Below are 24,572 nucleotides of genomic sequence, written 5' to 3'. Positions count from 1 at the left end.
CTGCGGCCGGTGCGGGTGGGTGGTTCTAACCTGACGGTATGTCAGATGACGAGTCGTACGAACTGCTCGGGTTCGACAACGCGCTGTTCCCCGTCGGGGATCTCGCGGATGCCGTCGGCTTCTACGAGCGGGCCGGGTTCACGGTCGGGTTCCGGTTCGACGAGGGCGGCATCGCCCTGCTGAAGGTCGGAGGCGAGACGCCCGGGATCCTGTTGCGGGCCGAGGCGGGGCTGGGGCGGCGGACGCCGGTGTGGGCCGCGCCGCGGCTGTGGCTGGAGGTGCCGGATGCGCGGGTCGCGGCGGGGCGGCTGGCCGAGGCCGGGATCGCCGTGCTCGACGCGCCGTTCTCCGTCGCCACCGGATGGACCGTCGAGATCGCCGACCCCTGGGGGAACGTCCTCGGGTTCACCGACTACAGCAAGCGGCCGGAGCTGGCGCGGCGGGCGTGAACGGGGTCACTCCCACAGTTGAGTTGAACACGTTCAAAAGCAGCGCTACAGTCATCCCTGTCAGCGTTTTGAACGCGTTCAAGAAGGGGTGGGGCATGGACCGCACGGTCATCGCCTACGTCATCTACCTGCTCGTCAGCATCGGACTGACCATCTGGGTGGCCCGCACGCTCAGCCACAACGGGCGGATCTTCCTCTCCGACGTCCTGCACGGGAACGAGCAGCTCGCCGACGCCGTCAACCGCCTTCTGGTCGTCGGCTTCTACCTCGTCAACCTCGGCTTCGTCGCGCTGTACCTGCACACCGGCGACACCATCGACGACACCCGGGGGATCTTCGAGGCCCTGTCGGCCAAGCTCGGCGTCGTGCTGCTGGTGCTCGGCGTGATGCACCTCGGCAACGTGTACGTCCTCAACCGGATACGGCGGCGCGGGGTCATGGAGAAGGAACAGCTCCCGCCCGTCCCGCCGCAGGGCTGGACCGCGCCGGCGGCCGGGGCGTGAGCACCGTGCCGGCCACCGACGACCGGGGCGCCACGCGCGTCCCGGTCCGCGGGCTCACCGTTCTCTACGACGCCGAGTGCACCCTCTGCACCCACCTGCGCGACTGGCTCGGGCGCCAGCCCCAGCTGGTGCCGCTCACCCTGGTCCCGGCGGCATCGGACGAGGCCCGCGCCCGCTTCCCCGGACTCGACCACTCCGCCACCCTCGACGAGGTCACCGTCGTCGGCGACTCCGGGCAGGTCTACCGGTCCACGGCCGCCTGGATCGTCGTCCTGTGGGCGCTCCGGGAGCACCGGCCGCTGGCCCACAAGCTGAGCAGCCCGGCCGGAGCCCGGCTGGCCCGGGGCGCGGTGCTCGCCGCCGCCAGGTGGCGGGGCGCCCAGTGGGGCGGCAAGGTCTACCGGCGCGAGGACGGGTGGACGTACGACCCCGGACTCGGGTGGATCTACGACCCTCCGGGCTGTGCCGGCGACGTCTGCGCAACTCGTTAGGCTCTGTCCGTGTCCGCGAAGAACGACGGTCCTGTCGAGGCCGATACGCCCAGCAAGTCCGAGCAGACCCGCGCGCTGATCCTGGAGACGGCGATGCGGCTGTTCCGGGAGCGCGGCTACGAGAAGACCACCATGCGGGCCATCGCCACGGAGGCCGGGGTCTCCGTGGGCAACGCGTACTACTACTTCGCCGGCAAGGAACACCTGATCCAGGGCTTCTACGACCAGCTCGCCGCCGAGCACCGGGTGGCGGTCCGCGAGGTCCTGGACCGGGAGACCGACCTGGAGGCGCGGCTCGCGGGAGTCCTCAAGGTGTGGCTGGACATCGCCCTGCCGTACCACGAGTTCGCGGTCCACTTCTTCAAGAACGCCGCCGACCCCGACAGCCCGCTCAGCCCGTTCTCCCCGGAGAGCGAGCACGCGCGCGTGCAGGCGATCAGCGTGCACCGGGAGGTGCTGGCCGGGGCGAAGACCAAGGTCGCGCCGGAACTGCGGGACATCCTGCCGGAGTTGATGTGGCTCTCGCAGATGGGGCTCGTCCTGTACTGGATCTTCGACCGCACCGAGGGGCGCGAGCGCAGCTACCGGCTCGCCGAGCGGGGGGCCCGGCTGACCGCGCGAGGCGTCTCCCTCGCACGGTTCCGGGTGCTACGGCCGCTCGTGCTGGAGGTCCACGAGCTGTTCACGGACTTCCTGCCGGGGATGACGCGGGTGCTGCCCGACCCCGCGGTCAAGGCGAAGGGTAAGTGATCACTTTCGGGTGAAGCGGTTCGAAGGGGACAGTGAGGGGCGCGGCTGCCTACGATGATGACCTCGACACCAGCCCCTGGGAGGCACGCGATGTCCGCCGCAGCCATCGAGCACCCCTTCGACGACGAGCCGTTCTCACTCACGGCCATCGCCGACGAGATCATGGAGCGCCATCAGGGCTACCGAGTCGAGATCATCGGAGGCCACCTCCTCGTGACCCCATCACCGGATGCCCCTCACGCCCGTACCCTGACCGGCCTCATGATCCCTTTCATTGCCGCCGGCCTGCACGGCGGGGAAACCGAGGTCCTCCAGAACGTCGGCCTCTGGCTGCCCACTGGTGCCGAGGACTACGCCATCCCCGACCTCGTGGTGGTGGACGCCGACATCGACGATCACTATGTCGAGAACAACGCGTACGAACCGGTCTGCTTCCGCCTCGTCCTGGAGGTCACGTCCAGCAACTGGAAGGACGATCTGAAGACCAAGGTCAAGGCGTACGCCAGCGCAAAGGTCCCGGTCTATGTCGTCGTCGACCGCAAGCACCAGCGTCTGCACGTCCTCGCCGATCCGGCCGGGGACGAGTACGAGTACCACCGCCCGTACTCCCCCGGCGAGATCGTCACCCTGCCCGACTCCATCGGCGCCAAGGTCAGCCTCGACGTCGACGAGATCCTCAAGGCCGGGCAGCCGAAGGTCAGTTGACCGCGTCCACCTCGTCCCCGGTCAGCTCCACGTCGTAGACCACCGGTCCCTCCGCCACCGTCACATGCCGGGCCTTCGAGCCGTACGACGAAGACGTCACCGCCAGCAGATACGCACCCGGCGCCGGTACCGACACGATGTAGGAGCCGTCCGCCAGGGACGTCACGCGGTCCAGCTGGCGCCCGCCCTTGGACATCAACGTCACCGACGCGTCCTCCACCGGGTCGCCGTCCGCCGTACGGACGAAGCCGTGGATCGCCGTGGCCGGGCCGGTCGGCTCGGCGGGCTCCGGGGCGGCCTCCTCCGACGGCTCCACCGCCAGGTGCGGCAGCCGCTTGTCCAGCCAGGCCGGCAGCCACCAGTTGGAGTTGCCCAGCAGGTGCATCGCCGCCGGGACCAGCGCGGTACGGAGAATGAACGCGTCGAGCGCCACCGCCGCCGCCAGGCCCACGCCCGCCATCGCCGCCCCCGAGTCGCCGCTCAGGACGAAGGCCAGGAAGACACAGACCATGATCAGGGCCGCTGAATTGATGACGCGGCTGGTCTCCGCGAGGCCGACCCGGACCGCCCGCGCGTTGTCCCTCGTGTGCACCCACTCCTCGTGCATCCGGCTCACCAGGAACACCTGGTAGTCCATCGAGAGGCCGAAGAGGAGGGACAGCATGATGACGGGGAGGAACGCGTTGATCGGGCCCTCCTTGCCGAGGCCCAGCAGGTCCAGGCCCCAGCCCCACTGGAAGACCGCGACCAGGACACCGAAGGAGGCGGCCGCCGCGATCAGGTTCATCACCGCCGCCGTCAGCGGGACCACCAGCGAGCGGAAGGCGACCAGGAGGAGCAGGAAGCCCAGGCCGATGATCGTGGCGATGAAGAGCGGCAGCCGGTCGCCGGTGACGGAGGCGAAGTCCTTGGAGACCGCCGTCACCCCGCCCACGTGCGCCTCCGCGCCCGCCTTCGGGATCACCTGGTCCCGGAGCGTGTCGATCAGGTCGTCGGTCTCCTTGGACTGGGGTGAGGTGGTCGGGATCACCTGGATGACGGTGACGCCCTGCGCGGGCGGCAGCGCGGCGGCCCGGGCGACTCCGGGGGTCGTCTCGATGCCCTGGACCAGCTTCGCCGTGTCACCGCCCGCGCTGACCACCTGGAGCGGGCCGTTGAAGCCGGGGCCGAAGCCCTCGGCGAGCAGGTCGTAGGCCTTCCTGGTGGTCGTCGACGCGTCGTCGTTGCCCTGGTCGGTGGCGCCCAGGCGCAGGGAGAGGACGGGGATGGCGAGGACCGCCATGACGACCACGGCGAGTGCGGCGATCCGCCTCGGGCGCTTCTCGACGTTCACCGACCAGCGGGCCGCCAGACCGCTCGCCTTCTCCGGTTCGGGGCCCTCGGCGGCCAGCCGGCGGCGCTGGCGGCGGCTGAGCACGCGCGGGCCGAGGAAGCCGAGCAGGGCCGGGAGGAGGGTCGTGGCGGCCAGCACGCTGAGCACCACCGTCAGGGAGGTGCCGATGACCACGCCGTCCAGGAAGCGGAGCCGGGTGACCAGCATGCCGGCCAGCGCGATGCAGACCGTGCCGCCCGCGAACAGCACCGCCCGGCCCGAGGTGTTGAGCGCGGTGACCGCCGACTCCTCCGGGTCCATACCGCGCAGGATGCCCCGGCGGTGCCGGGTGACGATGAACAGGGCGTAGTCGATGCCGACCCCGAGGCCGATCAGGGAGGCGAGCAGCGGGGCGATGTCGGGGATGTTCGTGGTGTGGCTGAGGAGCTGGGTGGAGAACAGGCCCATGCCGACGCCGAAGACCGCGATCGCGATGGGAAGGGTCATGGCGAAGAAGGAGCCGAAGGCCAGGAAGAGGACGGCCGCCGCCGCGACGATGCCGACCATCTCGGAGAGGCCCTGCGGGGGCTCCTGGACGCGCTGGATGGCCTGGCCGCCCAACTCGACCTGGAGACCGCCGCGTTCGGCGCCCTGAGCGGTGTCGACGACCTTCTGGACGACGTCCTTGGGGATCTCGTTCGCCCGCTGGACGAAGGTCAGCTGGGCGTAGGCGATCTTGCCGTCCTGGCTGATCTGCGCTGCACCCCGGGCACCGTCGTAGGGGCTGGTGACCGCGCCGACGCCGGTCAGCTTCGCGATCGTGTCCAGGGCCGGCTGGATACGGCTCTGGACCGCCGGGTCCTTGACCGAGCCGTCGGTGACCTTCCAGACCACGGTGTCCGTGTCGCCCGAGGTGTTCGGGAAGGCCTTCTGCATCAGGTCGTACGCGCTCTTGGAGTCCGTGTCGGGGAGGGAGAAGACGTTCGCGTAGTCCGTGCCCGCCGTCGAGGCCGAGAAGCCCACGCCGAACAGCGCCCCCACCCACAGCAACAGGACCACCAGCCGGTGCCGATAGCACCACCGTGCCAATGCCGTCACGCTCAACAGCTCCTTGAATCAAGTAGGTTCGGTCGGTCGGTCCCCCAGGTCCTGGGCAACAGGATTGGCGGTGGGACGGGCGCCGGGACACGCGGCGCGCATGACTCTCAAGGAACTCCAAAGCTGGGAGCCCCCGGCTGTCGGTGCTCGCGCCGATACTGGGGGCATGACGGCTCCAGGCAGCACCGTGCTGATCGTGGAGGACGAGCCGAGCATCGCGGACGTCCTCGCCATCGCCCTGCGCTACCACCGGTTCGAGGTGATGACGGCCGGTACGGTCCGGGACGCCCTCACGCTGGCCGAGCGCACCCGTCCCGACGCCGCCCTGCTGGACGTGATGCTGCCGGACGGCGACGGCCGGGCCCTGGCCCGCGAACTGCGCGCCCGGCAGCCGGACCTGGCCCTGGTCTTCCTGACCGCCCGGGACGCGCCGGCGGAGATAGTCGGCGCGCTCGGCTACGGCGACGACTACATCACCAAGCCGTTCAACATCGACGAGGTCGTCGCCCGCATCGGCGCGGTGCTGCGCCGCACCCGCCCGGCCGACGTCATCCAGCAGCGCCCGCCGCTGCGCTACGGCGACCTGGAACTGGACGAGACGACGTACTCGGTGCACCGGGCCGGCCGCACGGTCGAGCTGACCCCGACCGAGTACGCGCTGCTGCGCTTCCTGGTGCGCAACGGCGGCCGGATCGTCTCCAAGGAGCAACTGCTCAGGCACGTCTGGCAGTACGAGCACGCGCCGTCCGAGTCGACCGTCGTGGAGACCTACATCAGCTATCTGCGGCGCAAGCTGGACGCCCTGGGCGCGCCGGTGATCACCACCCGGCGGGGCGTCGGATACGGCCTGGCATGAACGTCGGGAAGCGACGCCGGCACCGGCACGGCATGCACTCGCTGCGCGGCAAGCTGACCCTGGCCAACGTCGGCCTCCTCGCGGTCGGCATCGTGGCGGCGACCGCCGTCAGCATCATGGGCATGCGGCTGTACCTCCTCGACCAGGTGGACTCCTCGCTGCTGAAGATGCGTACCTCGCTGGGCAGTTCGGGGCTCACCTTGCGGCAGGTCGACTCGCTGGGCACGCTCGGCGTCATCCGCGACCGGATGGTGCCGGCGGAGTCCGACCCGGCACCGGGCTCGATCTTCGCCGTGGTCGACGCCAAGGGCGACGCCGTCGAGGTCTTCGACATGGCGCCGACCGAGGCCCAGCGCGGACTGGCGGCCGCCGTGCACGACCCGCGCGCCCTCGCCGCCGCCCCCGACCCGGGCGACGTCACCGTGCACGGCGCGATGTACCGGGTGACGGCGACCCGGCTCGCCGACGGTCCCTACCTCCTGCTGGCCACCTCGACCGAGCTGCTGCACGCGGGCATAGCCAAGGCGCTCCGGCTCGACTTCGCCGTCGGCGCGCTGCTGCTGGCGCTGCTGGCCTGTCTGACCATGTTCAGCGTGCGCCGCCGGATGCTGCCGCTGGAGGACATGGTGGAGACGTCGTCGGCGATCGCCGAGGGCGATCTGACCCGGCGGGTGCCGTCGAGCCAGCATCCGACGGAGGAGGTCGAGCAACTGCGGCTGGCCCTCAACTCCATGCTGCACCAGGTGGAGACGGCGTACCGGACGCGCGAGCGCAGCGCGGCCCAGCTGCGCCGGTTCGTCGCCGACGCCTCGCACGAGCTGCGGACACCGCTCGCCGCCATCCGCGGCTATCTCCAGCTGTACGACAAGGGAATGCTGAGCGAGCCCGGGGAGCGGCGGCGGGCCTGGGACCGGATGCACGGCGAGGTGGACCGGATGGGCCGGCTCGTCGACGAACTGCTGCTGCTGGCGCGGCTCGACCAGCGGCCCGAGATCCGGTTCCGGAACGTCGACGTGAGCCGGCTGGTGCGGGACGCGGCGGAGGACCTGCGTGCCCAGCAGCCGGGGCGGCGGGTGGCAGTGAGCGCCGAAGGGGCGGTGCTGGTGCGGGCCGACGAGTCGGGGCTGCGGCAGGTGCTGGGGAACCTGGTGTCCAACGTCCGTACCCATACGCCGGTCGCAGCGGCGGTACGGCTGGGGGTGGAGCGGTCGGACGGGGTGGTGCGGGTGTGTGTGGCCGACGAGGGGCCGGGGCTGGTGGAAGAGGACGCCGCGCGGATCTTCGACCGGTTCTTCCGGGTGGGGAGTGCGGAGGGAAGCGGGCTGGGGATGGCGATCGTGCAGGGGGTGGTGGACGCGCATGGTGGGGAGGTGGCGGTGAGCACCGCGCCCGGAGAAGGGCTGGCCGTGACGGTGACGTTGAGGTGCGGGTGAGTGGGGGCCGAGGACGCCTCGGCCGGGGACGCCTCACCCGGGGACGCCTCAGCCGGGGACGCTTCTAGGATTCGGTCAGAACCAGGGCCCACACCGTCTTCCCGTGCGCGCCCCTGCTCCAGACCCCCCACGCCGCCGCGATCGTCTCCACCAGGTGCAGGCCCCGGCCCCTCTCGTCGTCGTCCCGGACGATCCGGAGCCGGGGCTCCACCCGGCCCTCGTCGGAGACCTCGATCAGGCACGAGCCGTCCGCCAGCGCAGTCACCGCCACCTCGAACTCCCGCTCGCGCAGCGGGCCGTGGCGTACGACGTTGGTGGCCAGCTCGGACACCAGAAGCACGGCGTCGCCGACCGCCGGGTCACCCGGGCCGTGCCCCCAGTCGGCCAGATGGTCCCGGACCCGGTGCCGGGCCAGGCCCACGGAGGCCGGATGCCGGGGCAGCCGGAAGGAGTTGCGTCTCAGCACGTCTGCTCCTCACCCCACGCACACCTCCGTCACATGGTGGTGCGTCGGGTGTCCGCCCCCGTCAGATCCAGTCCAGACTCCACAGGCGGAACAGGCCTGTGCTGTCCGTGAGGTACTGGGTGCCGCCCACGTCCTCGCTGCTGACGACATAGTCCGTGCGCTGCCAGAGCGGGATCAGCGGCACGTCGTTGGCCACGTCCGTCTGGATGGTGCGGAAGTCCGCGTCGACGCGGGCACGGTCGGCGTACTTCTGGCTGTCCTGGATGAGGCCGTCGACGGCCTTGTTGCTGTAGCCGGTGCTCATCACGGAGTCGCTGCCGACCAGGGAGGCGCCGAAGGTGTCCGGGTCGGGGTAGTCGGCGACCCAGCCGACCGCCCAGGCGTCCATCTTGCCCGTGGCCCACGACTTCTGGAAGTCGGTCCACTCGTATCCCTTGACGTCGACCTTGAACAGGCCGCCCGCCTCCAGCTGCTTCTTCAGCGCGGCGGCCTCCTCGGCTCCCGCGCCGTGGCCGATGCCGTAGCCGAAGGTGAACTCGACCGGGGTGCTGACGCCGGCCTGCTGCAGCAGCGCCTTCGCCTTGTCGACGTTCTGCGTCGGGTACTGGTCGAAGAAGGACGTGGTGTGGCCGGTGAGGCCGGTCGGGATCAGCGAGTACAGCGGCTCCACCGTCCCGTCGTACACGGTGGCGGCCAGCTTCTCGCGATCGATCAGCCAGGCCAGCGCACGGCGGACGAGGACGTCACGCAGGGCGGAGTTCTTACGGGTGTCGAAGTACAGGTTGCGGGTCTCCGCGCTGTCGGACTCCGTGACCCGCTGGTCGGGGTCGCTCGGCGAGAGCTTGGACACCATGGCCGGCGGCAGCGTGCGGGTGGCGACGTCGATCTGCTTCGCCTTGTACGCACTGCTGAGCTTGGCCGAGTCGGTGTAGTAGTCCAGCTTGACGGGGCGGCCGGAGTCGCTGATGTCGCCCTTGTAGTCGGCGTTGGGCTGCAGGGACGCCTGCTTGCCCTTCGCGTACGACGTCAGGCGGTACGGGCCGGTGCCGTCCACCGAGTTGTCGGTGCGCAGGCCGTTCGCCGGGTACTTGTCCTTGTCGACGATCGAACCGGCTCCCGTGGCCACCTTGTACGGGAACGTCGCGTCCGGGGACGACAGATGGAAGGTCACCGTCTTGCCGGAGGCGGTGACCGACGAGAGCGTCGAGAACAGGGAAGCCGGTCCGACGTCGGAGTTGATCTTCTTGACCCGGTCGAAGGAGAACTTCACGTCCTCGGCGGTCATCGTCCGGCCGCTCGGGAAGGTGATCCCGTCGCGGATCACACACCGGTACGTCCGCAGACCGGAGTCCGTAAAGTCACAGCTCTGGGCCGCGTCCGGGACCGGCTGGACGCCGCCGGGCTCGAAGGTGAGCAGCGACTGGAAGATGTTGTTGAACAACGCCCAGGAACCGGCGTCGTAGGCGCCTGCCGGGTCGAGCGAGGTGACGGCGTCGGTCGTACCGACGGTGATCGTCTTGTTCTTGTTCTCCTGCGACGGCAGCAGCTGCCAGCCGCCGATCCCCACGATCGCCAGTACGAGAAGCGTCACGAGAATCCGCATGCGAACAGATCGCATGGTTGGTGCCCTCCCCAGGACCCCACGGGCCCGTTCCAGGCCCTACCCAGGCCCTCCCCAAGTGCCACTCCCCTAAGTGACGCGGCTCACCTAACCACAGGTGTTTCGTATGGGGGAAGAGTGATCCGACTAGATGAGGAAGAACTTACCGAACGCTTGTTTCCCCCGGATTTCACAGCTCCTCCACAGGCACCCGGCGTTCAGGCCTGTTTCGACGCCAGTTCGACGACCGTGACGCCGGAGGGTGCCCGGACGCGCGTGGGCGGGCCTCAGGCGCCGGCCCCGGGAGACGTACAGCCGGGTGTCGCCGTAGCGGTCGAGGGGGACAACCTGGAGGCGAACATCCGGATCGTGGAGCAGGTGGACGACGTCGCCAAGCAGCTCGGCGCGACGCCTGCTCAGGTTGCGCTCGCGTGGCTGCTCGCGCAGGGCGACGGCATCGCGCCCATTCCCGGTACGCGCCGGATCGCCAACCTGGAGCAGAACGTGGTGGCGGACGAGCTGGTGCTCTCGGCCGAGCAGCTGGAGCAGCTGTCCGAGGTGGCGGCGCCGGTCGGTGACCGGTACGCCGACATGAGCCGCATCAACCGGCAGTCCACATGAGCCGCATCAACCGGTAGTCCACGCCCGTTCTCGGAGGGGTCCCGGCCCGGGTGCGCCGGGACCCCTCACGACGAGGAACACCGGGCCGCCGAAGGCGGTACTCAGCCCACCTGTCCCTGCTCTGTGCCGGTTGCCGGCGGGACCGACCGGAGCTTCGCCTCAAGCTGCACCCAGGACAGGTCCGGGCCCTCCAGCTCGACGACAGCACTCCAGGCGGCGCACAACTCGGTGAACTCATAGAACGGCTCCCGGTGCATACGGACCACCCGGGCCGGGGGAATCACGGCTCCCGGCGGGCTGTCCACCGGCAGCACCGAATCGCCGAGGAAGACCCCCCGCTCCAGACTGACGCTGCGGGCGTGGCAGACCACCCGGTGCGCCGAAGGACGCTCGTAGACGATCAACACGTGCAGCAGTCCCACGGGCTCGGTGCTCGTCATTGTGCCGGTGTCTCCATCTGGCGTCTGGTGCGGTTGAGGGAGCAATGCCGACCGCGCTGAAGGCCCCCGACCTCAGCGCTGTGACGTTCCCCGCAGGCGCGTGACGCCTCCCACCAGGACTCCGCCGACCGCTCGACAGGGTGCACCACCCAGCGGATCAACGGCGCAACGTGGCGCAGTCTCTGTGCGCTGCCCGGGGGAACGGCGGGGTCTTTCTATGACGTTCGGCGCAGTGCGCGTACCCCGCGCAACCCGATGCCCCCGATGACCGTCCCCAATACGAAGGAAACGACGGCCAGCGTCAGGTGGACCCAGAAGTACGCCGTGGGATGGCCGTCGTCGAAAGCGAGCCCGCTGCCGTCCTTGACCAGGTTCTTGATGAAAGTGATCCAGATGAACCAAGACCACACCCCGAACGCGAGCAGGAACCAGGACACCGGGCGGCTGAGCTTCATGGGTTCAGTATCGCCGTCGGCTGTCCGGTTCCGTGTCCGGGGTGGGGTCGGTGGCGGGACTTCGCCCTCCGTGCCGGGTACGTTCTCGTCCGTGTCCGCACCGAAGCCCTCGGCCGGCCGATCTCTGCTGGTCGCCTCCGCCGCCCTGCTGTCCCTGTCGCTCACCGCGCCGGCCGCGCTCGCCGCGCCCACGCCCTCGACCGGTCCGTCGGCCACTCCCCCGGCGAGCATGTCGTCGGTCGGCGGCGCCCGGCTGGGGCAGCCCGGTACCCAGGTCGATCTGGCCGCCGGGGTGCCGGTGCTGCCGAAGGACATCACGGCGCGTTCCTGGATCGTCTCCGATGCCGAGTCGGGCGAGGTGCTCGCCGCGCACAACGCGCACTGGCGGCTGCCCCCGGCGAGCACCCTGAAGATGCTGTTCGCGGACACCGTGCTGCCGCGGTTCCCGAAGTCGACCCCGCACCGGGTGGTGCCGACCGACCTCGCGGGCATGGGCGCCGGTTCCAGCCTGGTGGGGATAAAGGAGGGCCAGACCTACACGGTCCACGACCTCTGGCTCGGTGTCTTCCTTCGCTCCGGCAACGACGCCGTGCATGTGCTGTCCGCGATGAACGGCGGTGTCGAGCAGACCGTCAAGGACATGCAGTCCCACGCCGACGACCTCCAGGCGCTGGACACGCACGTGGTGAGCCCGGACGGTTACGACGCGGCCGGGCAGGTGTCGTCGGCGTACGACCTGTCGCTGTTCGCCCGTTCCGGGCTGCAGAAGAAGGACTTCCGGGAGTACTGCTCGACCGTGCGGGCCGCGTTCCCGGGCGAGACGACGAAGAACGCCAAGGGCAAGTCGGTCCGTGAGTCCTTCGAGATCCAGAACACCAACCGGCTGCTCAGCGGCGACACCGACGTGCCGGTCTACCAGGGCATCGCGGGTGTGAAGAACGGCAACACCACCAACGCGGGCGCCACCTTCACCGGGGTCGCGGAGCGGGGCGGCAAGGTGCTGCTGGTCACCGTGATGAACCCGGAGAAGAAGGAGCACAACAAGGTCTACAAGGAGACCGCCAAGCTGTTCGACTGGGGTTTCCAGGCGGCCGGAAAGGTGGCTCCGGTGGGCGAGCTGGTCCCGCCGAAGGGAGCGGTGGACTCCGGTGCCCAGCCGGGGGCGTCCGCCTCGGCCTCCGCGTCCGGTGCCGATTCCGGGAAGGGCGCCGGGTCGACGCCGGTGGCCGCCGCCTCCGCCGACGGCTCCAGCGGGGTCGGGGTCGCGCTGGGGATCGCGGGCGGGGCGCTGGTGCTGCTCCTGGGCGCGGCGTTCCTGGTCAACCGCCGTTGGCCGCTGCCGGATCTGGTACGTCGGCGGACTCGTCCGTGATCTCGCTCTCGGTCGCCGTCCAGGCGGCGCAGAACAGGACGAGTTTCGAGGTGAAGTTGATCCACAGCAGCAGGGCGACCGGCACGCCGAACGCGCCGTACATGCTCTTCGTGGCGACGCCCTGGATATAGCCGCTGAGCAGCAGCTTGAGGAGTTCGAAGCCGACCGCGCCGATCAGTGCCGCGACCAGCAGGCGGCGGCGCGGCGGTTCGACACCGGGCAGCAGGGTGAGGGCGTAGAGCAGCACCAGGAAGTCGGCGACCACCGCGACGACGAACGCGATGACGCGCAGCAGCAGGCTGCCCCAGCTGTGCCTGTCGATTCCGAGCTGTCCCGCCGTCCAGCCGATCGCGGCCGTGGCGATCGCGGAGACGGCGAGGGTGACCAGCAGCGCGCCGCCGAGGCCGATCAGGATGCCGGCGTCCTTGGCCTTGGCGACGATCGGGTTCTTGTCCTTGTCCGGCAGTTCCCACACCGTGCGCAGACAGTCCCGCATCTGGCCGACCCAGCCGATGCCGGTGAACAGCAGGACGGCACCGGCGATGAGACCGACGGTGCCGGCGTTCTGCACCAGGGAGTTGATGTCCAGCTGGTCGGAGATCCCCGGGAACTGGTCGGCGATCTTGCCCTCCATGCTGTGCTGCCGTGAATCGCTCAGGGTGGCGGCGGCGATCGCGGCGCCCACCGTCAGCAGCGGGAAGAGCGCGATGAAGCTGATGAAGGTCATGGCGGCGGCCAGCCGGGTCCACTTCACCCGGTCGAGCCGCTCGTACGACCGCCACGCGTGCGTGTGCATCAGCCAGCCCACGAGCGGGCCGACGACGGGAAGTTTTCTCAGCCACTCCATGATCCGACTCTGCCCTCCGCGCGGAAGACCAATGTACGGGTACCCCAGAAGCGCAGAACTGTGGCGAGCGCCATCCCGACGACCGCGCCGGAGACGGTGTCGGCGCGCTGTGAGGTGAGCCCCAGACCGTAGTGGCTGACGGCGAGGCAGAGCAGCTGGACCAGAGCGCCGGCGAGGTTCACGGCGACGAAGACGGCGTAGGGGCGCATCCCGGACAGGCGTGCCTGGCGGTAGGTGCCGCGCGCGTTGCCGAGGTAGGCGACCGTGCAGCCCGCGAGGAACGACAGGGACTTGGCGGTGAGCGGGTCGAGGGCGGCCGGCCCGCGCAGCAGGCTGAAGAGGGTGAGGTCGGCGGCGTAGGCGAGCAGGCCGACGGTCGCGAAGCCGATCAGCTCGCGCGGGGGCGGGGGACTCGCGCGGACGGGGTGCGGGCGGCCCGGCTCCGCGGTCACCAGTGGGCCACCGCGAGCCCGTACATGGCGAGCCAGGCCAGGCCGATGAGGGCGAGGGCGCGGTCGCGCAGGACGACGTCCTCGGGCTCGCCGGCGGTGCCCCGGTCGGCGAAGACGGCGTAGCGCAGGATCGCCAGGATGAAGGCGACCATGGACAGCTGACGCCACGGCAGCAGGCCCGCCGCGGGGGTGTGGTGGCCCTCCAGGGCCCACAGGCAGTAGGCGAGGACGGCGACGCCGGCGGCGAGCTGCCAGACGAAGCGGAGGTAGCCGGTGGTGTACTCGGTGAGCAACGCGCGCGTGGCGCCCGCTTTCCCGGCCAGTTGCACGGCCTCGGAGTAGCGCTTGGCCGACACCATGAAGAGCGCGCCGAAGCCGGTGGTGATCAGGAACCAGCGGGACAGCGGGATGCCGAGCGCGACCCCGCCGATCACCGCCCGCATCAGGAAGCCCGTGGTGACGACGACGAGGTCGACCACCAGGACGTGCTTCAGGGCGACGCAGTACGCCAGTTGCATGCCCAGGTAGGCGATCAGGAGGGCCGGGACGAGGGGCGGGGTCAGCCAGGCCGCCAGCAGCGGTCCCAGGACGGCCAGGACGCCTCCTGCCGCGTAGGCGACGGGGACCGGGACCCGGCCCGCGGCGACCGGGCGGCGGCACTTGGTGGGGTGGGCGCGGTCGGCGTCGGCGTCCCGGGCGTCGTTGATCAGGTAGACGGCGGCGGCGCAGGCCGTGAAGAGGACGAAGGTGAGGGTGAGGGTCAGGAGCGCGGGCCCGGAGAAGAGCCGGCCGGCGGCGGCCGGGGCCGCGATGACGAGTGTGTTCTTGACCCACTGCTTGGGACGGGTGGTCTTCAGCAGGCCCTTGAGGAGTTCGCCGGTGGTGACACGCGCGCGTGCCGGTCCGTTCGCGGGTCCGTGCGCTGGTTCCTGCACTGGGTCTTGCACTGGGTCTTGCGGCCGGGCGGGGTGGCCGCGCTGCTCGTGCAGATTCGTTTCAGCGGCACCGTCGGCGGTCGCTCCGGTGGCGGCGTGCGCGGTCTCGGTCACCCTTGCCTCCCCGCGTACGAGGCACCGGGCACTCCCCCGCGCATCCATCGCGCCCCGGCGCGCGCCGTGAACGCCCCCAGGGCCGCGCCCGCCGCGACGTCCGTCGGGTAGTGCACGCCGACGACCAGCCGGGAGAGGCACATGGCGGCCGCCAGGGGCGCGAGGGCGGGCGCGCCGAGCGCCCCGAAGGCGACGGCGGCGGCCGCCGCGGAGGTGGCGTGCGAGCTGGGGAAGGAGTGCCGGCCCGCGGTGCGCACCCGGGGCCGGACATGCGCAGGGCGCGCACGGCGCACGAGCCGTTTGACGCCGATGCTGCCGAGGTGCGCGCCCGCGACGAGCGCCGTGCCGCGCAGCCAGGCGTCGCGCCGCGCGCCGTCCACGGCGGCCCCGGCGAGGCCCGCCGCGAGCCAGAGCGCGCCGTGCTCACCGGCGAGGGAGAGACCGCGCGCGGCCGACGCGACGCGTGGATCGGCACCGCAGGCGTGCAGTGCGGAGAGGATCCGGTGGTCCATGTCGTCCATTGGACTCACTGTTCACCTTGACCACGCCAAAGCTACGACCATATTGAGCGACATTCCGATAATCACCCGTTTCGGGGAGTCAGGTGATCTTCCGTAATCAATCGCCAATAGCACTCATAACACCCATACGGCAGCGATACGGTCGTCCTCATGCCTGGAAAGCCTGGAGGGTCCGCAGGTCCCGCCGAGTCCGCACCCCCCGGAACCACCGTCCCCGTCACCGGCTGGGGCCGCACCGCCCCCACCGCCGCCCTCCTGATCCGTCCCCGGACGTACCAGGAGGCGGCGAACGCGATCCGGAACTGCGGGGCGCGCGGCGGTATCGCGCGGGGGCTGGGACGGGCGTACGGGGACGCGGCGCAGAACGCCGGCGGCGCCGTGCTCGACATGACGGGCCTCGACCGCATCCATGCCATCGACGCCGACGGCGGCACCCTCCTGTGCGACGCGGGGGTCTCCCTGCACCGCCTGACGGAGGTGCTGCTGCCGCTCGGCTGGTTCGTCCCGGTGACCCCGGGGACCCGCCAGGTGACGGTGGGCGGCGCGATCGGCGCCGACATCCACGGCAAGAACCACCATGTCTCGGGATCCTTCTCCCGTCACGTGCTGTCCTTCGAACTCCTCACCGCCGACGGCCAGGTCCGCACGGTGAGCCGCGGCACCCCGCTGTTCGACGCGACGGCCGGCGGCATGGGTCTGACCGGAGTGATCCTCACGGCGACCGTCCGCCTCCTCCCGGTCGAGACGTCGTACCTGACGGTCGACACCGAACGCGCCACCGACCTCGACGACCTGATGAACCGCCTGACCACCACGGACCACCGCTACCGCTACTCGGTCGCCTGGATCGACCTGCTGGCGCGCGGGGCGGCGACCGGGCGCGCGGTGCTCACACGCGGCGACCATGCGCCCCGGGAGGCGCTCGGGGAGGGCACACGCGCCGGGCGTGCACCACTGGCCTTCCGCCCCCGTCAGCTTCCGGCCGCCCCCGCGTTCGTCCCCGAAGGCCTCCTGGGCCGCACCACCGTCGGCCTCTTCAACGAACTCTGGTACCGCAAGGCGCCACGCGCGCGTACCGGCCAACTCCAGCGCATCTCCGCGTTCTTCCATCCCCTGGACGGCGTCCCGCACTGGAACCGCGTCTACGGCCGCGGCGGCTTCGTGCAGTACCAGTTCGTCGTCGGATACGGCCAGGAGGACGCCCTGCGCCGGATCGTGGCCCGTGTCTCCGAGCGCCGCTGCCCGTCCTTCCTGGCCGTCCTCAAGCGCTTCGGCGACGCCGACCCCGGCTGGCTCTCCTTCCCCGTGCCGGGCTGGACCCTCGCCCTCGACATCCCGGCCGCCCTGCCCGGCCTCGGCGCGTTCCTCGACGAACTGGACGAGGAGGTCGCGGGCGCCGGCGGCCGCGTCTACCTCGCCAAGGACGCCCGGCTGCGCCCCGACCTGCTCGCCGTGATGTATCCACGGCTCGCCGACTTCCGCGCGCTGCGCGCGGAGTTGGACCCGCGCGGGGTGTTCGTCTCCGACCTGTCCCGCCGTCTCGGCCTCTAGGAGCTGATCGCTGTCATGAAGGACGCCTTCGGAATGCCCCAGTCCCTGCTCGTCCTCGGCGGTACGTCCGAGATCGCGCTGGCCACGGCGCGCCGGCTGATCGCCCGCCGTACCCGCACGGTCTGGCTGGCCGGCCGCCCCTCCCCCGCGCTCGACCACGCCGCCGGACACCTGCGCGCCCTGGGCGCCGACGTCCGCACCGTCCCCTTCGACGCGCTCGACCCCGAGTCCCACGAGACCGCCCTCGGCAAGGTCTTCGCCGAGGGCGACATCGACATGGTGCTGCTGGCCTTCGGCGTCCTGGGCGACCAGGCGACCGACGAGCGGGAGCCGGTGAAGGCCGTCCGGGTGGCGCAGACCAACTACACGGGCGCCGTCTCGGCGGGCCTGGTCAGCGCACGGGCCCTGCAGACGCAGGGTCACGGCTCCCTGGTGGTCCTGTCGTCGGTGGCCGGGGAGCGGGCGCGGCGCTCCAACTTCATCTACGGCTCCAGCAAGGCGGGCCTGGACGCGTTCGCCCAGGGCCTGGGCGACGCGCTGCACGGGACCGGCGTGCACGTGATGGTCGTACGGCCGGGGTTCGTGCGGTCGAGGATGACGGCGGGGCTGGAGGAAGCGCCCCTGGCCACGACCCCGGAGGCGGTGGCGACGGCGATCGAGACGGGTCTGCGGCGGCGTTCGGAGGTGGTGTGGGTACCGGGGGCGCTGCGGGTGGTGATGGCGGCGCTGCGGCACGCACCGCGGTCGGTGTTCCGACGGCTACCGATCTGACGACGCCCGTGGGAGCGCCCCCTTCAGGGGCGCGGGGCCGTGTCGATGTGCGGGCACCGCCGCGTGGGCGCGACAGGCCGGCCACCGGCCCGCAGCTACCGGCTGGCGATGGTCCCGCGCTCCGCATGCCCCACCTGAGGCGGCACGACGGAGCCCCCGAACACGTACTCGTGCAGCTTCCGCCACACACCGTCGGAACCCTGCTCGTACAGCGCGAACCCCATGCAGGACCACTCGGCCTCGTACTCCGCCAGCTCCGCGAAGGCCCGGTCCATCGCCGCCTCGTCGATCCCGTGCGCGACGGTGACATGCGGGTGGTACGGGAACTGCAGCTCGCGCTCGAGCGGCCCGGACGCGGCGCGGACCCGCTGCTGGAGCCAGGCGCAGTCGTCCGCCCCCTGGACCACCCGGACGTACACGACCGGCGAGAGGGGCCGGAACGTGCCCGTGCCGCACAGCCGCATCGGGAACGGCCTGCCCACCGCGGCGATCTCGCCGAGGTGGGCCTGAACGGCGGCCAGCTCGCCCTCGGCGATCTCGGTGGGCGGCAGCAGCGTGACGTGCGTGGGGATGCCGTGGGCCGCGGCGTCGCCGAAGCCCGCGCGCCGCTCCTGGAGCAGGCTGCCGTGAGGCTCCGGGACCGCGATCGACACGCCGATCGTTACGGTCCCCACGTCATCTCCTGTCGGTCGTGGTGGTCGGACGCGTGTCGGGTTCGTACCCGGCCGTCCGGCTATCGACTGTACGACCACGGCCGCCTTCCGGGCAGCCGTGGCCGAAGTGATGTGCAGCGCTCCCGTGCGCTCCCCGGAGCGCTCCGAGCGCCCCCGGCGCCTCGCTCGGTACCGTCGGCACTCCGCTCAGTGCTTGGCGGGCAGGAAGCCGACCCTGTCGTAGGCCTGGGCCAGGGTCTCCGCGGCGACGGCGCGGGCCTTCTCCGCGCCCTTGGCGAGGACCGAGTCGAGCGTCTCCGGGTCGTCCAGGTACTGCTGGGTGCGCTCCCGGAACGGGGTCACGAAGTCGACCATGATGTCGGCGAGATCCGTCTTGAGCGCGCCGTACATCTTGCCCTCGTACTCCTGCTCCAGCTCGGCGATCGGCTTGCCGGTGAGGGTGGAGTAGATGGTGAGGAGGTTGCTGACGCCCGGCTTGAGCACCGCGTCGTAGCGGATCACGGTGTCCGTGTCGGTGACCGCGCTCTTGACCTTCTTCGCCGTCGCCTTCGGTTCGTCGAGGAGGTTGATGAGGCCCTTGGGCGTGGACGCCGACTTGCTCATCTTGATCGACGGGTCCTGGAGGTCGTAGATCTTCGCCGTCTCCTTGAGGATGTACGGCTTGGGGATGGTGAAGGTCTCGCCGAAGCGGCCGTTGAAGCGCTCGGCGAGGTCGCGGGTGAGCTCGACGTGCTGGCGCTGGTCCTCGCCGACCGGCACCTCGTTGGCCTGGTAGAGCAGGATGTCGGCGACCTGGAGGATCGGGTACGTGAACAGGCCGACGCTGGCGCGGTCCGCGCCCTGCTTGGCCGCCTTGTCCTTGAACTGGGTCATCCGGCTGGCCTCGCCGAAGCCGGTGAGGCAGTTCATGATCCAGGCGAGCTGGGCATGCTCCGGGACATGGCTCTGCACGAAGAGGGTGCAGCGGTCCGGGTCCAGGCCGGCGGCGAGCAGTTGCGCGGCGGCGAGGCGGGTGTTGGCGCGCAGGTCGGCGGGATCCTGCGGGATCGTGATCGCGTGCAGGTCGACGACCATGTAGAAGGCGTCGTGGGACTCCTGGAGGGCCACCCACTGGCGGACGGCGCCGAGGTAGTTGCCGAGGTGGAACGAGCCGGCGGTGGGCTGGATGCCGGAGAGCACGCGGGGTCGATCAGAGGCCATGCTCACCATTCTCGCAGAGGGTGAGGGTGGGATTGGTCTCCGAGGCGGGGGGGTTGTCCGGTGCGCGGGGAACTGCGGCGCCGTTGCGGCTGGTCGCGCAGTTCCCCGCGCCCCTCTGGGGCGCTGCCCCTGAGGGCGTCGATCAGCCCAGGTCGATCTCGGGGTACAGGGGGAACCCGGCGACCAGGTCCGTCGCCCGCTGCGCGATCTCCGTCGACACCTTCTCGTCCAGGACGTGGGAGGCCTTGCTCGGGGCGCCCGACTTCGTCGTGCCCGGCTCCGTCGCCGTCAGCACGCGGTCGATCAGGGCCGCGACCTCGTCCATCTCGGCCGTGCCCAGGCCGCGCGTGGTCAGCGCCGGGGTGCCGATGCGGATGCCGGAGGTGTACCAGGCGCCGTTCGGGTCGGCCGGGATCGCGTTGCGGTTGGTGACGATGCCGGAGTCGAGCAGGGCGGACTCGGCCTGGCGGCCGGTGAGGCCGTAGGACGACTCGACGTCGATCAGGTTGAGGTGGTTGTCCGTGCCGCCGGTGACGAGGGTGGCGCCGCGGCGCGTCAGGCCCTCGGCCAGGGCGCGCGCGTTGTCGACGATCCGCTGGGCGTAGTCCTGGAAGGCGGGCTGCCGGGCCTCGGCCAGGGCGACGGCCTTGGCGGCCATGACGTGCGGGAGCGGGCCGCCGAGGACCATCGGGCAGCCGCGGTCGACCTGGTCCTTCAGCGAGTCGTCGCACAGGACCATGCCGCCGCGCGGCCCGCGCAGTGACTTGTGGGTGGTGGTGGTGACGATCTGGGCGTGCGGGACCGGGTCGAAGTCGCCGGTCAGGACCTTGCCGGCGACCAGGCCGGCGAAGTGCGCCATGTCGACCATCAGGGTCGCGCCGACCTCGTCGGCGATCTCCCGCATGATCCGGAAGTTCACCAGACGGGGGTACGCGGAGTAGCCGGCCACGAGGATCAGCGGCTTGAAGTCGAGGGCCTGGGCGCGCAGCGCGTCGTAGTCGATCAGGCCGGTGGCCGGGTCGGTGCCGTAGGAGCGCTGGTCGAACATCTTGCCGGAGATGTTCGGGCGGAAGCCGTGGGTGAGGTGACCGCCGGCGTCCAGGGACATGCCGAGCATCCGCTGGTTGCCGAAGGCCTGCCGCAGCTCGGCCCAGTCGGCCTCGGAGAGGTCGTTGACCTGGCGGGCGCCCGTCTTCTGGAGGAAGGGGACCTCGACGCGGTCGGCGAGGACGGCCCAGAAGGCGACCAGGTTGGCGTCGATGCCGGAGTGCGGCTGGACGTAGGCGTGGCGGGCGCCGAACAGCTCGCGGGCGTGCTCGGCGGCGAGCGCCTCGACGGTGTCGACGTTGCGGCAGCCGGCGTAGAAGCGGCGGCCGACGGTGCCCTCGGCGTACTTGTCGCTGAACCAGTTGCCCATCGCGAGCAGGGTGGCCGGCGAGGCGTAGTTCTCGGAGGCGATCAGCTTGAGCATCTCGCGCTGGTCGTGGACCTCCTGGCCGATGGCGTCGGCGATGCGCGGCTCGACCGCGCGGATCACGTCGAGGGCCGCGCGATACGCGGTGGACTCGGTGGAGAGGGGCTCGGTGGAACGGGGCTCGGACATTCGGGACCTCCGGACATGGCGTTCGGCGTTCACGGTTCGGCCCAGGCGCACGGCACTCGATCAGGCACGGGCCGCTCCCCGATGGTCGGTCCCATCCCAGCGCGCCAGTCACGGCCCGCTGGTCAGACTACCGGGCACGCCTCGTCCGAGGGCCATGGCGTCCACCAGTCGGGCGGGGCGGCACGCCTGCCCGACTGGTGGACGCCACGGCCGCCGGGCCCCACCGGCAGGAACCGGGGCCGCCGGGCCGGGTCAGGCGGCGGAGGGCAGGATCACGTGGGGCAGGAAGCGGGCGTAGTCGTCCGTCACCAGGCCCCGCGACTCCCTGATGCCCAGTCCCGCCGCCTCTTCGCCCACCACCCATGCGCCGAGCACCACATGGTTGCCGTCGAACGAGGGCAGCGGGGCCAGTTCCTGGTAGCAGCACGGCTCTTCGCGTACGACGCTCCCCGCGCCCGGCGGGTGGACGAGCACGCCCGCACCCTCCCGCCCCAGCAGCGGCTTGCTGACGTAGCCCGTCGTGCGGGCCAGTTCCCGCGGGCCGTCCACGTACGCCGGCAGCAGGTTCGGGTGCCCCGGATACAGCTCCCACAGGATCGCCAGCAGCGCCTTGTTGCTCAGCAGCATCTTCCAGGCCGGCTCTATCCACATCGTGGTGCCCGTGCCGCCGCCGTTGTCCAGGGTGTCGAGGACGTGGGCGGCGAAGGCGTCGGTCGTGAGCCATTCCCACGGGTAGAGCTTGAAGCAGCTGCGGATGAACCGGAGTCGGTTGTCGACGAAGCGGCCGGAGAGGGTGTCCCAGCCGATCTCCTCCATGGAGATCCAGTCGGTGTCCAGGCCCGCCTGCTCGGCGGTCTCCTTCAGGTAGGCGACCGTCATCAGGTCCTCGCCGAGTTCGTCGGCGCAGGAGTGCGCGAAGTGCAGGGGGATGCCGGGCGGGAGCAGCCGGGCCTGCCGCTGCCAGGCGGCGACGAGGCGTTCGTGGAGGCTGTTCCACTGGTCGGCGCCCGGAAAGCGGTCCTCCATCCAGAACCACTGGGCCGAGGCCGCCTCCACCAGGGAGGTGGGGGTGTCGGCGTTGTACTCCAGGAGTTTCGCCGGGCCCGTGCCGTCATAGCGGAGGTCGAAGCGGCCGTAGAGGGAGGGGAGTTCGGCGCGGCGGTGCCAGGCCTCGGTGACGGCGGCGCGGATGCGGGGGTCGGTGATGCCCAGCTCGGCGAAACGATCCTGCGCAACGATGTGACCCGCCGCCGCCAGGCACATCGCGTGCAGTTCCTCGACCACCTCCTCCAGCGCCTCCACCTCGTCGAGGGTGAAGACGTAGTAGGCGGTCTCGTCCCAGTACGGGCGCAGGGTGCCGTCCGGGTGGCGGGTGAGGGGGTAGATCAGGCCCTGCCCCTCGACGGTCCGCTGCCAGTCGGGGCGGGGTTCCGTGGTACGACGACGCATCGTGCGGTCAGCCGCCGGAGCTGCCGTGGCCGCTGCCGTGGCCGAAGCCGCCGCGGTGGACGCTGTGGCCGCCGCTCGACGAGCCGCCGGAGCCCTTGGCCGGCTTGCTGAACGAGCCGCCGCTGACCCAGCCGCTCTTCTTCTTGCCACCGTAGTAGTAGGCGCCGTTGACGGCGGCCTTGGTGGAGGTGCAGTTCTTGTCGGAGACGACCTGGTAGCCCTTGGCGGCGGTGTAGCTGTTGCGGTCGACGCAGCGCTTGTCGGGGTCGGAGGAGCAGGCGGTGAGGGCGGCGGCCAGGAGGCCCATACCGCCGAGGATCACCGTGCCCGAGCGGAGTTGCCGGCGCGTGTCAGCCATGTTCGTGTTCCCCCGTGTGATGTGCGGTGGGCCGACGGCGGTTGAGTGATCGTCGGCCGGGTGTCCGGCGACAGCTTAGACGAGCGGATCCAGCCCGCTTCGACTTGTCATGTCCAGGTAAGAAAATCATGTGAAGCCGTCGGAGGTCCTGCCGCCGCGCCGCGCACTCCGGGTACCGTCCAGCTGTTCGTAGGTGAACGATCAACTTCGAACTCTACGCGCGAAGACACCACCCCGCAGCACCCGCACCGCCATCCCCCTCGCACCCCCACCGACGGAGGAATGACAGATGCCCGGCTTCGCCGCCTCGCGCCACAAACTCACCACGGCCCTGACCGTGCTCGGCCTGCTCACCGCAGGAGCCGCGCTCCAGGTCGGCACCGCGGCCGCCCCCGCCCATGCCGCCACCGCCTACCGCGTCCTGTTCGACGACGGCCACGCCGAGGAGGCCGGCAACGCGGACTGGATCATCTCCACCAGCAAGCCCGACCCGCTCTCCCAGGACTCCTCCCCGTCCTCCGACAAGGACTGGACCGGCGCACTGTCGTCGTGGGGCGTCGCCCTGCAGAAGACCGGTGACTACAGCCTGAAGACCGCGACGAGCGCCCTCACGTACGGGGGTTCGTCGACGACCGACCTGTCGAAGTTCGACGCGCTGGTACTGCCCGAGCCCAACACCAAGTTCACCACCGCCGAGAAGACGGCGATCATGAACTTCGTGAAGGCCGGCGGGGGTCTGTTCATGATCTCCGACCACACCGGGGCCGACCGCAACAGCGACGGCTACGACGCGGTCGAGATCCTCAACGACCTGATGACCAACAACAGCGTCGACTCGACCGACCCGTTCGGCTTCTCGATCGACTCGCTGGACATCAGCTCCGGCTACCCGGCCGCGATCAGCGACAGCAGCAACGCGGTGCTGCACGGCGGCTTCGGCACGGTCACCAAGAGCCTGATCGCCGACGGGACCACGGCGACCCTCAAGCCGTCCGACAACGCGGCCGCCAAGGGGCTGGTGTACCGCAGCGGTTACTCCGGCAACACCGGCGCGTTCTTCGCCACCAGCACCTTCGGCAGCGGCCGGGTCGCCTTCTGGGGCGACAGCTCCCCGATCGACGACGGCACCGGCCAGTCCGGCAACACCCTGTACGACGGCTGGAACGACAGCGGCGCCACCAACGCCGCCCTCGCCCTCAACGCCACCGCCTGGCTCGCCGGCGCCAGCTGACCCGCAAGGGGAGGGAGCGGGTCCTGGGTTCGCCCCGGGCCCGCTTCGCACTGTCCCCACGATCACCGTCCGCTCCCCTCCCCCAGGGCCTGTCTGACGATTCCCGTCGTCGCCCGGAGGGCGGCCTCGCGGCGTCAGGTGCGTGCTCTCGGCGCCCCGGGCGCAGGCCCTCGTACGGGACGTACTCGGGTCTGCGCCCGGTGCGCCGAGTGGGGGCACCTCCCACGCCCTCAAGGCAGTGGGGGAGCGTGCACGGCATCGTGAGGCAGACGGGAGTTGTCAGACAGGCCCTAGAGTCCCTTTGTGCTCTTTGGA

Annotated in this window: 25 protein-coding genes, 1 pseudogene and 1 riboswitch; of the genes and pseudogenes, 12 read left to right on the top strand and 14 right to left on the bottom strand. The window is 70.8% G+C overall.

Going from position 1 to position 24,572, the window contains the following annotated elements; translation table 11 throughout:
* The first annotated feature begins 38 nt into the window (after positions 1 to 38).
* From AB0D59_RS10085 to AB0D59_RS10065, 5 genes are all read left to right on the top strand, one after another.
* Positions 39 to 449 carry a VOC family protein gene (locus tag AB0D59_RS10085; protein ID WP_362563061.1) on the top strand — a complete coding sequence of 137 codons (411 nt, stop codon included), beginning with the start codon at positions 39 to 41 and terminating at the stop codon, positions 447 to 449.
* A 95-nt stretch (positions 450 to 544) separates the two neighbouring features.
* A complete protein-coding gene (locus tag AB0D59_RS10080; protein ID WP_362563058.1) occupies positions 545 to 952 on the top strand; it encodes a hypothetical protein in 408 nt (135 codons plus the stop codon).
* Entirely contained in the window at positions 949 to 1,443 is a 495-nt protein-coding gene (locus tag AB0D59_RS10075) for a DCC1-like thiol-disulfide oxidoreductase family protein (RefSeq protein ID WP_362563055.1), read from the top strand. The genes AB0D59_RS10080 and AB0D59_RS10075 overlap by 4 nt, the downstream gene beginning before the upstream one ends.
* 9 nt (positions 1,444 to 1,452) lie before the next feature.
* Positions 1,453 to 2,193: a TetR family transcriptional regulator gene (locus tag AB0D59_RS10070; protein WP_362563052.1), complete on the top strand. Its 741-nt coding sequence runs from the start codon at positions 1,453 to 1,455 to the stop codon at positions 2,191 to 2,193.
* 90 nt (positions 2,194 to 2,283) lie between these two features.
* Entirely contained in the window at positions 2,284 to 2,898 is a 615-nt protein-coding gene (locus AB0D59_RS10065; RefSeq protein WP_362563049.1) for a Uma2 family endonuclease, read from the top strand.
* Here the strand turns inward: AB0D59_RS10065 and AB0D59_RS10060 are convergent.
* A complete protein-coding gene (locus tag AB0D59_RS10060; RefSeq protein ID WP_362563523.1) occupies positions 2,891 to 5,299 on the bottom strand; it encodes an MMPL family transporter in 2,409 nt (802 codons plus the stop codon). The two genes, AB0D59_RS10065 and AB0D59_RS10060, sit on opposite strands and share 8 nt — an antisense overlap.
* Positions 5,300 to 5,474: 175 nt before the next feature.
* Here AB0D59_RS10060 and AB0D59_RS10055 point away from each other — a divergent pair, with 175 nt between their 5' ends.
* Together AB0D59_RS10055 and AB0D59_RS10050 are read left to right on the top strand one after the other, a co-directional pair.
* Positions 5,475 to 6,164: a response regulator transcription factor gene (locus AB0D59_RS10055; RefSeq protein ID WP_362563046.1), complete on the top strand. Its 690-nt coding sequence runs from the start codon at positions 5,475 to 5,477 to the stop codon at positions 6,162 to 6,164.
* Entirely contained in the window at positions 6,161 to 7,597 is a 1,437-nt protein-coding gene (locus AB0D59_RS10050) for a HAMP domain-containing sensor histidine kinase (RefSeq protein WP_362563044.1), read from the top strand. Before AB0D59_RS10055 ends, AB0D59_RS10050 begins: the two co-directional genes overlap by 4 nt.
* Before the next feature lie 64 nt (positions 7,598 to 7,661).
* Here AB0D59_RS10050 and AB0D59_RS10045 read toward each other — a convergent pair whose 3' ends face one another.
* Complete coding sequence (locus AB0D59_RS10045) at positions 7,662 to 8,063, bottom strand: ATP-binding protein (RefSeq protein ID WP_362563041.1); 402 nt, start codon at positions 8,061 to 8,063, stop codon at positions 7,662 to 7,664.
* 61 nt (positions 8,064 to 8,124) lie between these two features.
* Positions 8,125 to 9,681, bottom strand: a complete 1,557-nt coding sequence (locus AB0D59_RS10040; RefSeq protein WP_362563040.1) for an ABC transporter substrate-binding protein — start codon at positions 9,679 to 9,681, stop codon at positions 8,125 to 8,127.
* Positions 9,682 to 10,011: 330 nt separating this feature from the next.
* Here AB0D59_RS10040 and AB0D59_RS10035 point away from each other — a divergent pair, with 330 nt between their 5' ends.
* Positions 10,012 to 10,284 carry an aldo/keto reductase gene (locus tag AB0D59_RS10035; protein ID WP_362563522.1) on the top strand — a complete coding sequence of 91 codons (273 nt, stop codon included), beginning with the start codon at positions 10,012 to 10,014 and terminating at the stop codon, positions 10,282 to 10,284.
* A gap of 101 nt (positions 10,285 to 10,385) precedes the next feature.
* Here AB0D59_RS10035 and AB0D59_RS10030 read toward each other — a convergent pair whose 3' ends face one another.
* A complete protein-coding gene (locus tag AB0D59_RS10030) occupies positions 10,386 to 10,724 on the bottom strand; it encodes a hypothetical protein (RefSeq protein ID WP_362563038.1) in 339 nt (112 codons plus the stop codon).
* 215 nt (positions 10,725 to 10,939) lie between these two features.
* Entirely contained in the window at positions 10,940 to 11,179 is a 240-nt protein-coding gene (locus AB0D59_RS10025) for a hypothetical protein (protein WP_360487833.1), read from the bottom strand.
* 91 nt (positions 11,180 to 11,270) lie between these two features.
* Here AB0D59_RS10025 and AB0D59_RS10020 point away from each other — a divergent pair, with 91 nt between their 5' ends.
* Positions 11,271 to 12,551 carry a D-alanyl-D-alanine carboxypeptidase gene (locus AB0D59_RS10020; protein WP_362563035.1) on the top strand — a complete coding sequence of 427 codons (1,281 nt, stop codon included), beginning with the start codon at positions 11,271 to 11,273 and terminating at the stop codon, positions 12,549 to 12,551.
* Here AB0D59_RS10020 and AB0D59_RS10015 read toward each other — a convergent pair.
* From AB0D59_RS10015 to AB0D59_RS10000, 4 genes are all read right to left on the bottom strand, one after another.
* The gene (locus tag AB0D59_RS10015) at positions 12,499 to 13,398 is read right to left on the bottom strand and encodes a YihY/virulence factor BrkB family protein (RefSeq protein WP_362563034.1); all 900 of its coding nucleotides are present in this window, start codon (positions 13,396 to 13,398) and stop codon (positions 12,499 to 12,501) included. The genes AB0D59_RS10020 and AB0D59_RS10015 overlap by 53 nt on opposite strands.
* A complete protein-coding gene (locus tag AB0D59_RS10010; RefSeq protein WP_362563032.1) occupies positions 13,386 to 13,850 on the bottom strand; it encodes a GtrA family protein in 465 nt (154 codons plus the stop codon). Before AB0D59_RS10010 ends, AB0D59_RS10015 begins: the two co-directional genes overlap by 13 nt.
* A complete protein-coding gene (locus AB0D59_RS10005) occupies positions 13,847 to 14,785 on the bottom strand; it encodes a decaprenyl-phosphate phosphoribosyltransferase (protein ID WP_362563029.1) in 939 nt (312 codons plus the stop codon). The genes AB0D59_RS10010 and AB0D59_RS10005 overlap by 4 nt, the downstream gene beginning before the upstream one ends.
* A gap of 110 nt (positions 14,786 to 14,895) precedes the next feature.
* Positions 14,896 to 15,420, bottom strand: a complete 525-nt coding sequence (locus AB0D59_RS10000) for a phosphatase PAP2 family protein (RefSeq protein ID WP_362563027.1) — start codon at positions 15,418 to 15,420, stop codon at positions 14,896 to 14,898.
* Between the two features lie 150 nt (positions 15,421 to 15,570).
* Here AB0D59_RS10000 and AB0D59_RS09995 point away from each other — a divergent pair, with 150 nt between their 5' ends.
* Together AB0D59_RS09995 and AB0D59_RS09990 are read left to right on the top strand one after the other, a co-directional pair.
* Complete coding sequence (locus tag AB0D59_RS09995) at positions 15,571 to 16,971, top strand: FAD-binding oxidoreductase (protein ID WP_362563024.1); 1,401 nt, start codon at positions 15,571 to 15,573, stop codon at positions 16,969 to 16,971.
* A 15-nt stretch (positions 16,972 to 16,986) separates the two neighbouring features.
* Entirely contained in the window at positions 16,987 to 17,742 is a 756-nt protein-coding gene (locus AB0D59_RS09990; RefSeq protein WP_362563022.1) for a decaprenylphospho-beta-D-erythro-pentofuranosid-2-ulose 2-reductase, read from the top strand.
* A gap of 95 nt (positions 17,743 to 17,837) precedes the next feature.
* On the opposite strand, the gene AB0D59_RS09985 is transcribed toward AB0D59_RS09990, so the two are convergent.
* The 5 genes from AB0D59_RS09985 to AB0D59_RS09965 all read right to left on the bottom strand — a co-directional run bounded on the left by AB0D59_RS09985 (position 17,838) and on the right by AB0D59_RS09965 (position 23,026).
* Positions 17,838 to 18,416 (bottom strand): 2'-5' RNA ligase family protein, encoded by a 579-nt coding sequence (locus AB0D59_RS09985; RefSeq protein ID WP_362563019.1) that lies wholly within the window; start codon positions 18,414 to 18,416, stop codon positions 17,838 to 17,840.
* Between the two features lie 186 nt (positions 18,417 to 18,602).
* Positions 18,603 to 19,616 carry a tryptophan--tRNA ligase gene (trpS, locus tag AB0D59_RS09980; RefSeq protein ID WP_362563018.1) on the bottom strand — a complete coding sequence of 338 codons (1,014 nt, stop codon included), beginning with the start codon at positions 19,614 to 19,616 and terminating at the stop codon, positions 18,603 to 18,605.
* A 142-nt stretch (positions 19,617 to 19,758) separates the two neighbouring features.
* On the bottom strand, positions 19,759 to 21,219 hold the full coding sequence (locus AB0D59_RS09975; protein WP_362563016.1) for a glycine hydroxymethyltransferase: 1,461 nt from the start codon (positions 21,217 to 21,219) through the stop codon (positions 19,759 to 19,761).
* Positions 21,220 to 21,251: 32 nt separating this feature from the next.
* Positions 21,252 to 21,341: riboswitch (ZMP/ZTP riboswitch) on the bottom strand.
* A 130-nt stretch (positions 21,342 to 21,471) separates the two neighbouring features.
* A complete protein-coding gene (locus tag AB0D59_RS09970; RefSeq protein WP_362563013.1) occupies positions 21,472 to 22,668 on the bottom strand; it encodes a glutathionylspermidine synthase family protein in 1,197 nt (398 codons plus the stop codon).
* Positions 22,669 to 22,675: 7 nt separating this feature from the next.
* Positions 22,676 to 23,026 (bottom strand): hypothetical protein, encoded by a 351-nt coding sequence (locus tag AB0D59_RS09965; protein ID WP_362563012.1) that lies wholly within the window; start codon positions 23,024 to 23,026, stop codon positions 22,676 to 22,678.
* 289 nt (positions 23,027 to 23,315) lie between these two features.
* Here AB0D59_RS09965 and AB0D59_RS09960 point away from each other — a divergent pair.
* Positions 23,316 to 24,254: pseudogene (locus tag AB0D59_RS09960) on the top strand (hydrolase); the annotation flags it as partial.
* Positions 24,255 to 24,572: the final 318 nt, after the last annotated feature.

This window comes from Streptomyces sp. NPDC048417, from assembly GCF_040651615.1.
Lineage (GTDB): Bacteria > Actinomycetota > Actinomycetes > Streptomycetales > Streptomycetaceae > Streptomyces.
Note: the sequence above shows the minus strand (reverse complement) of the source record. Positions and strands in the feature narration are given on the sequence as shown.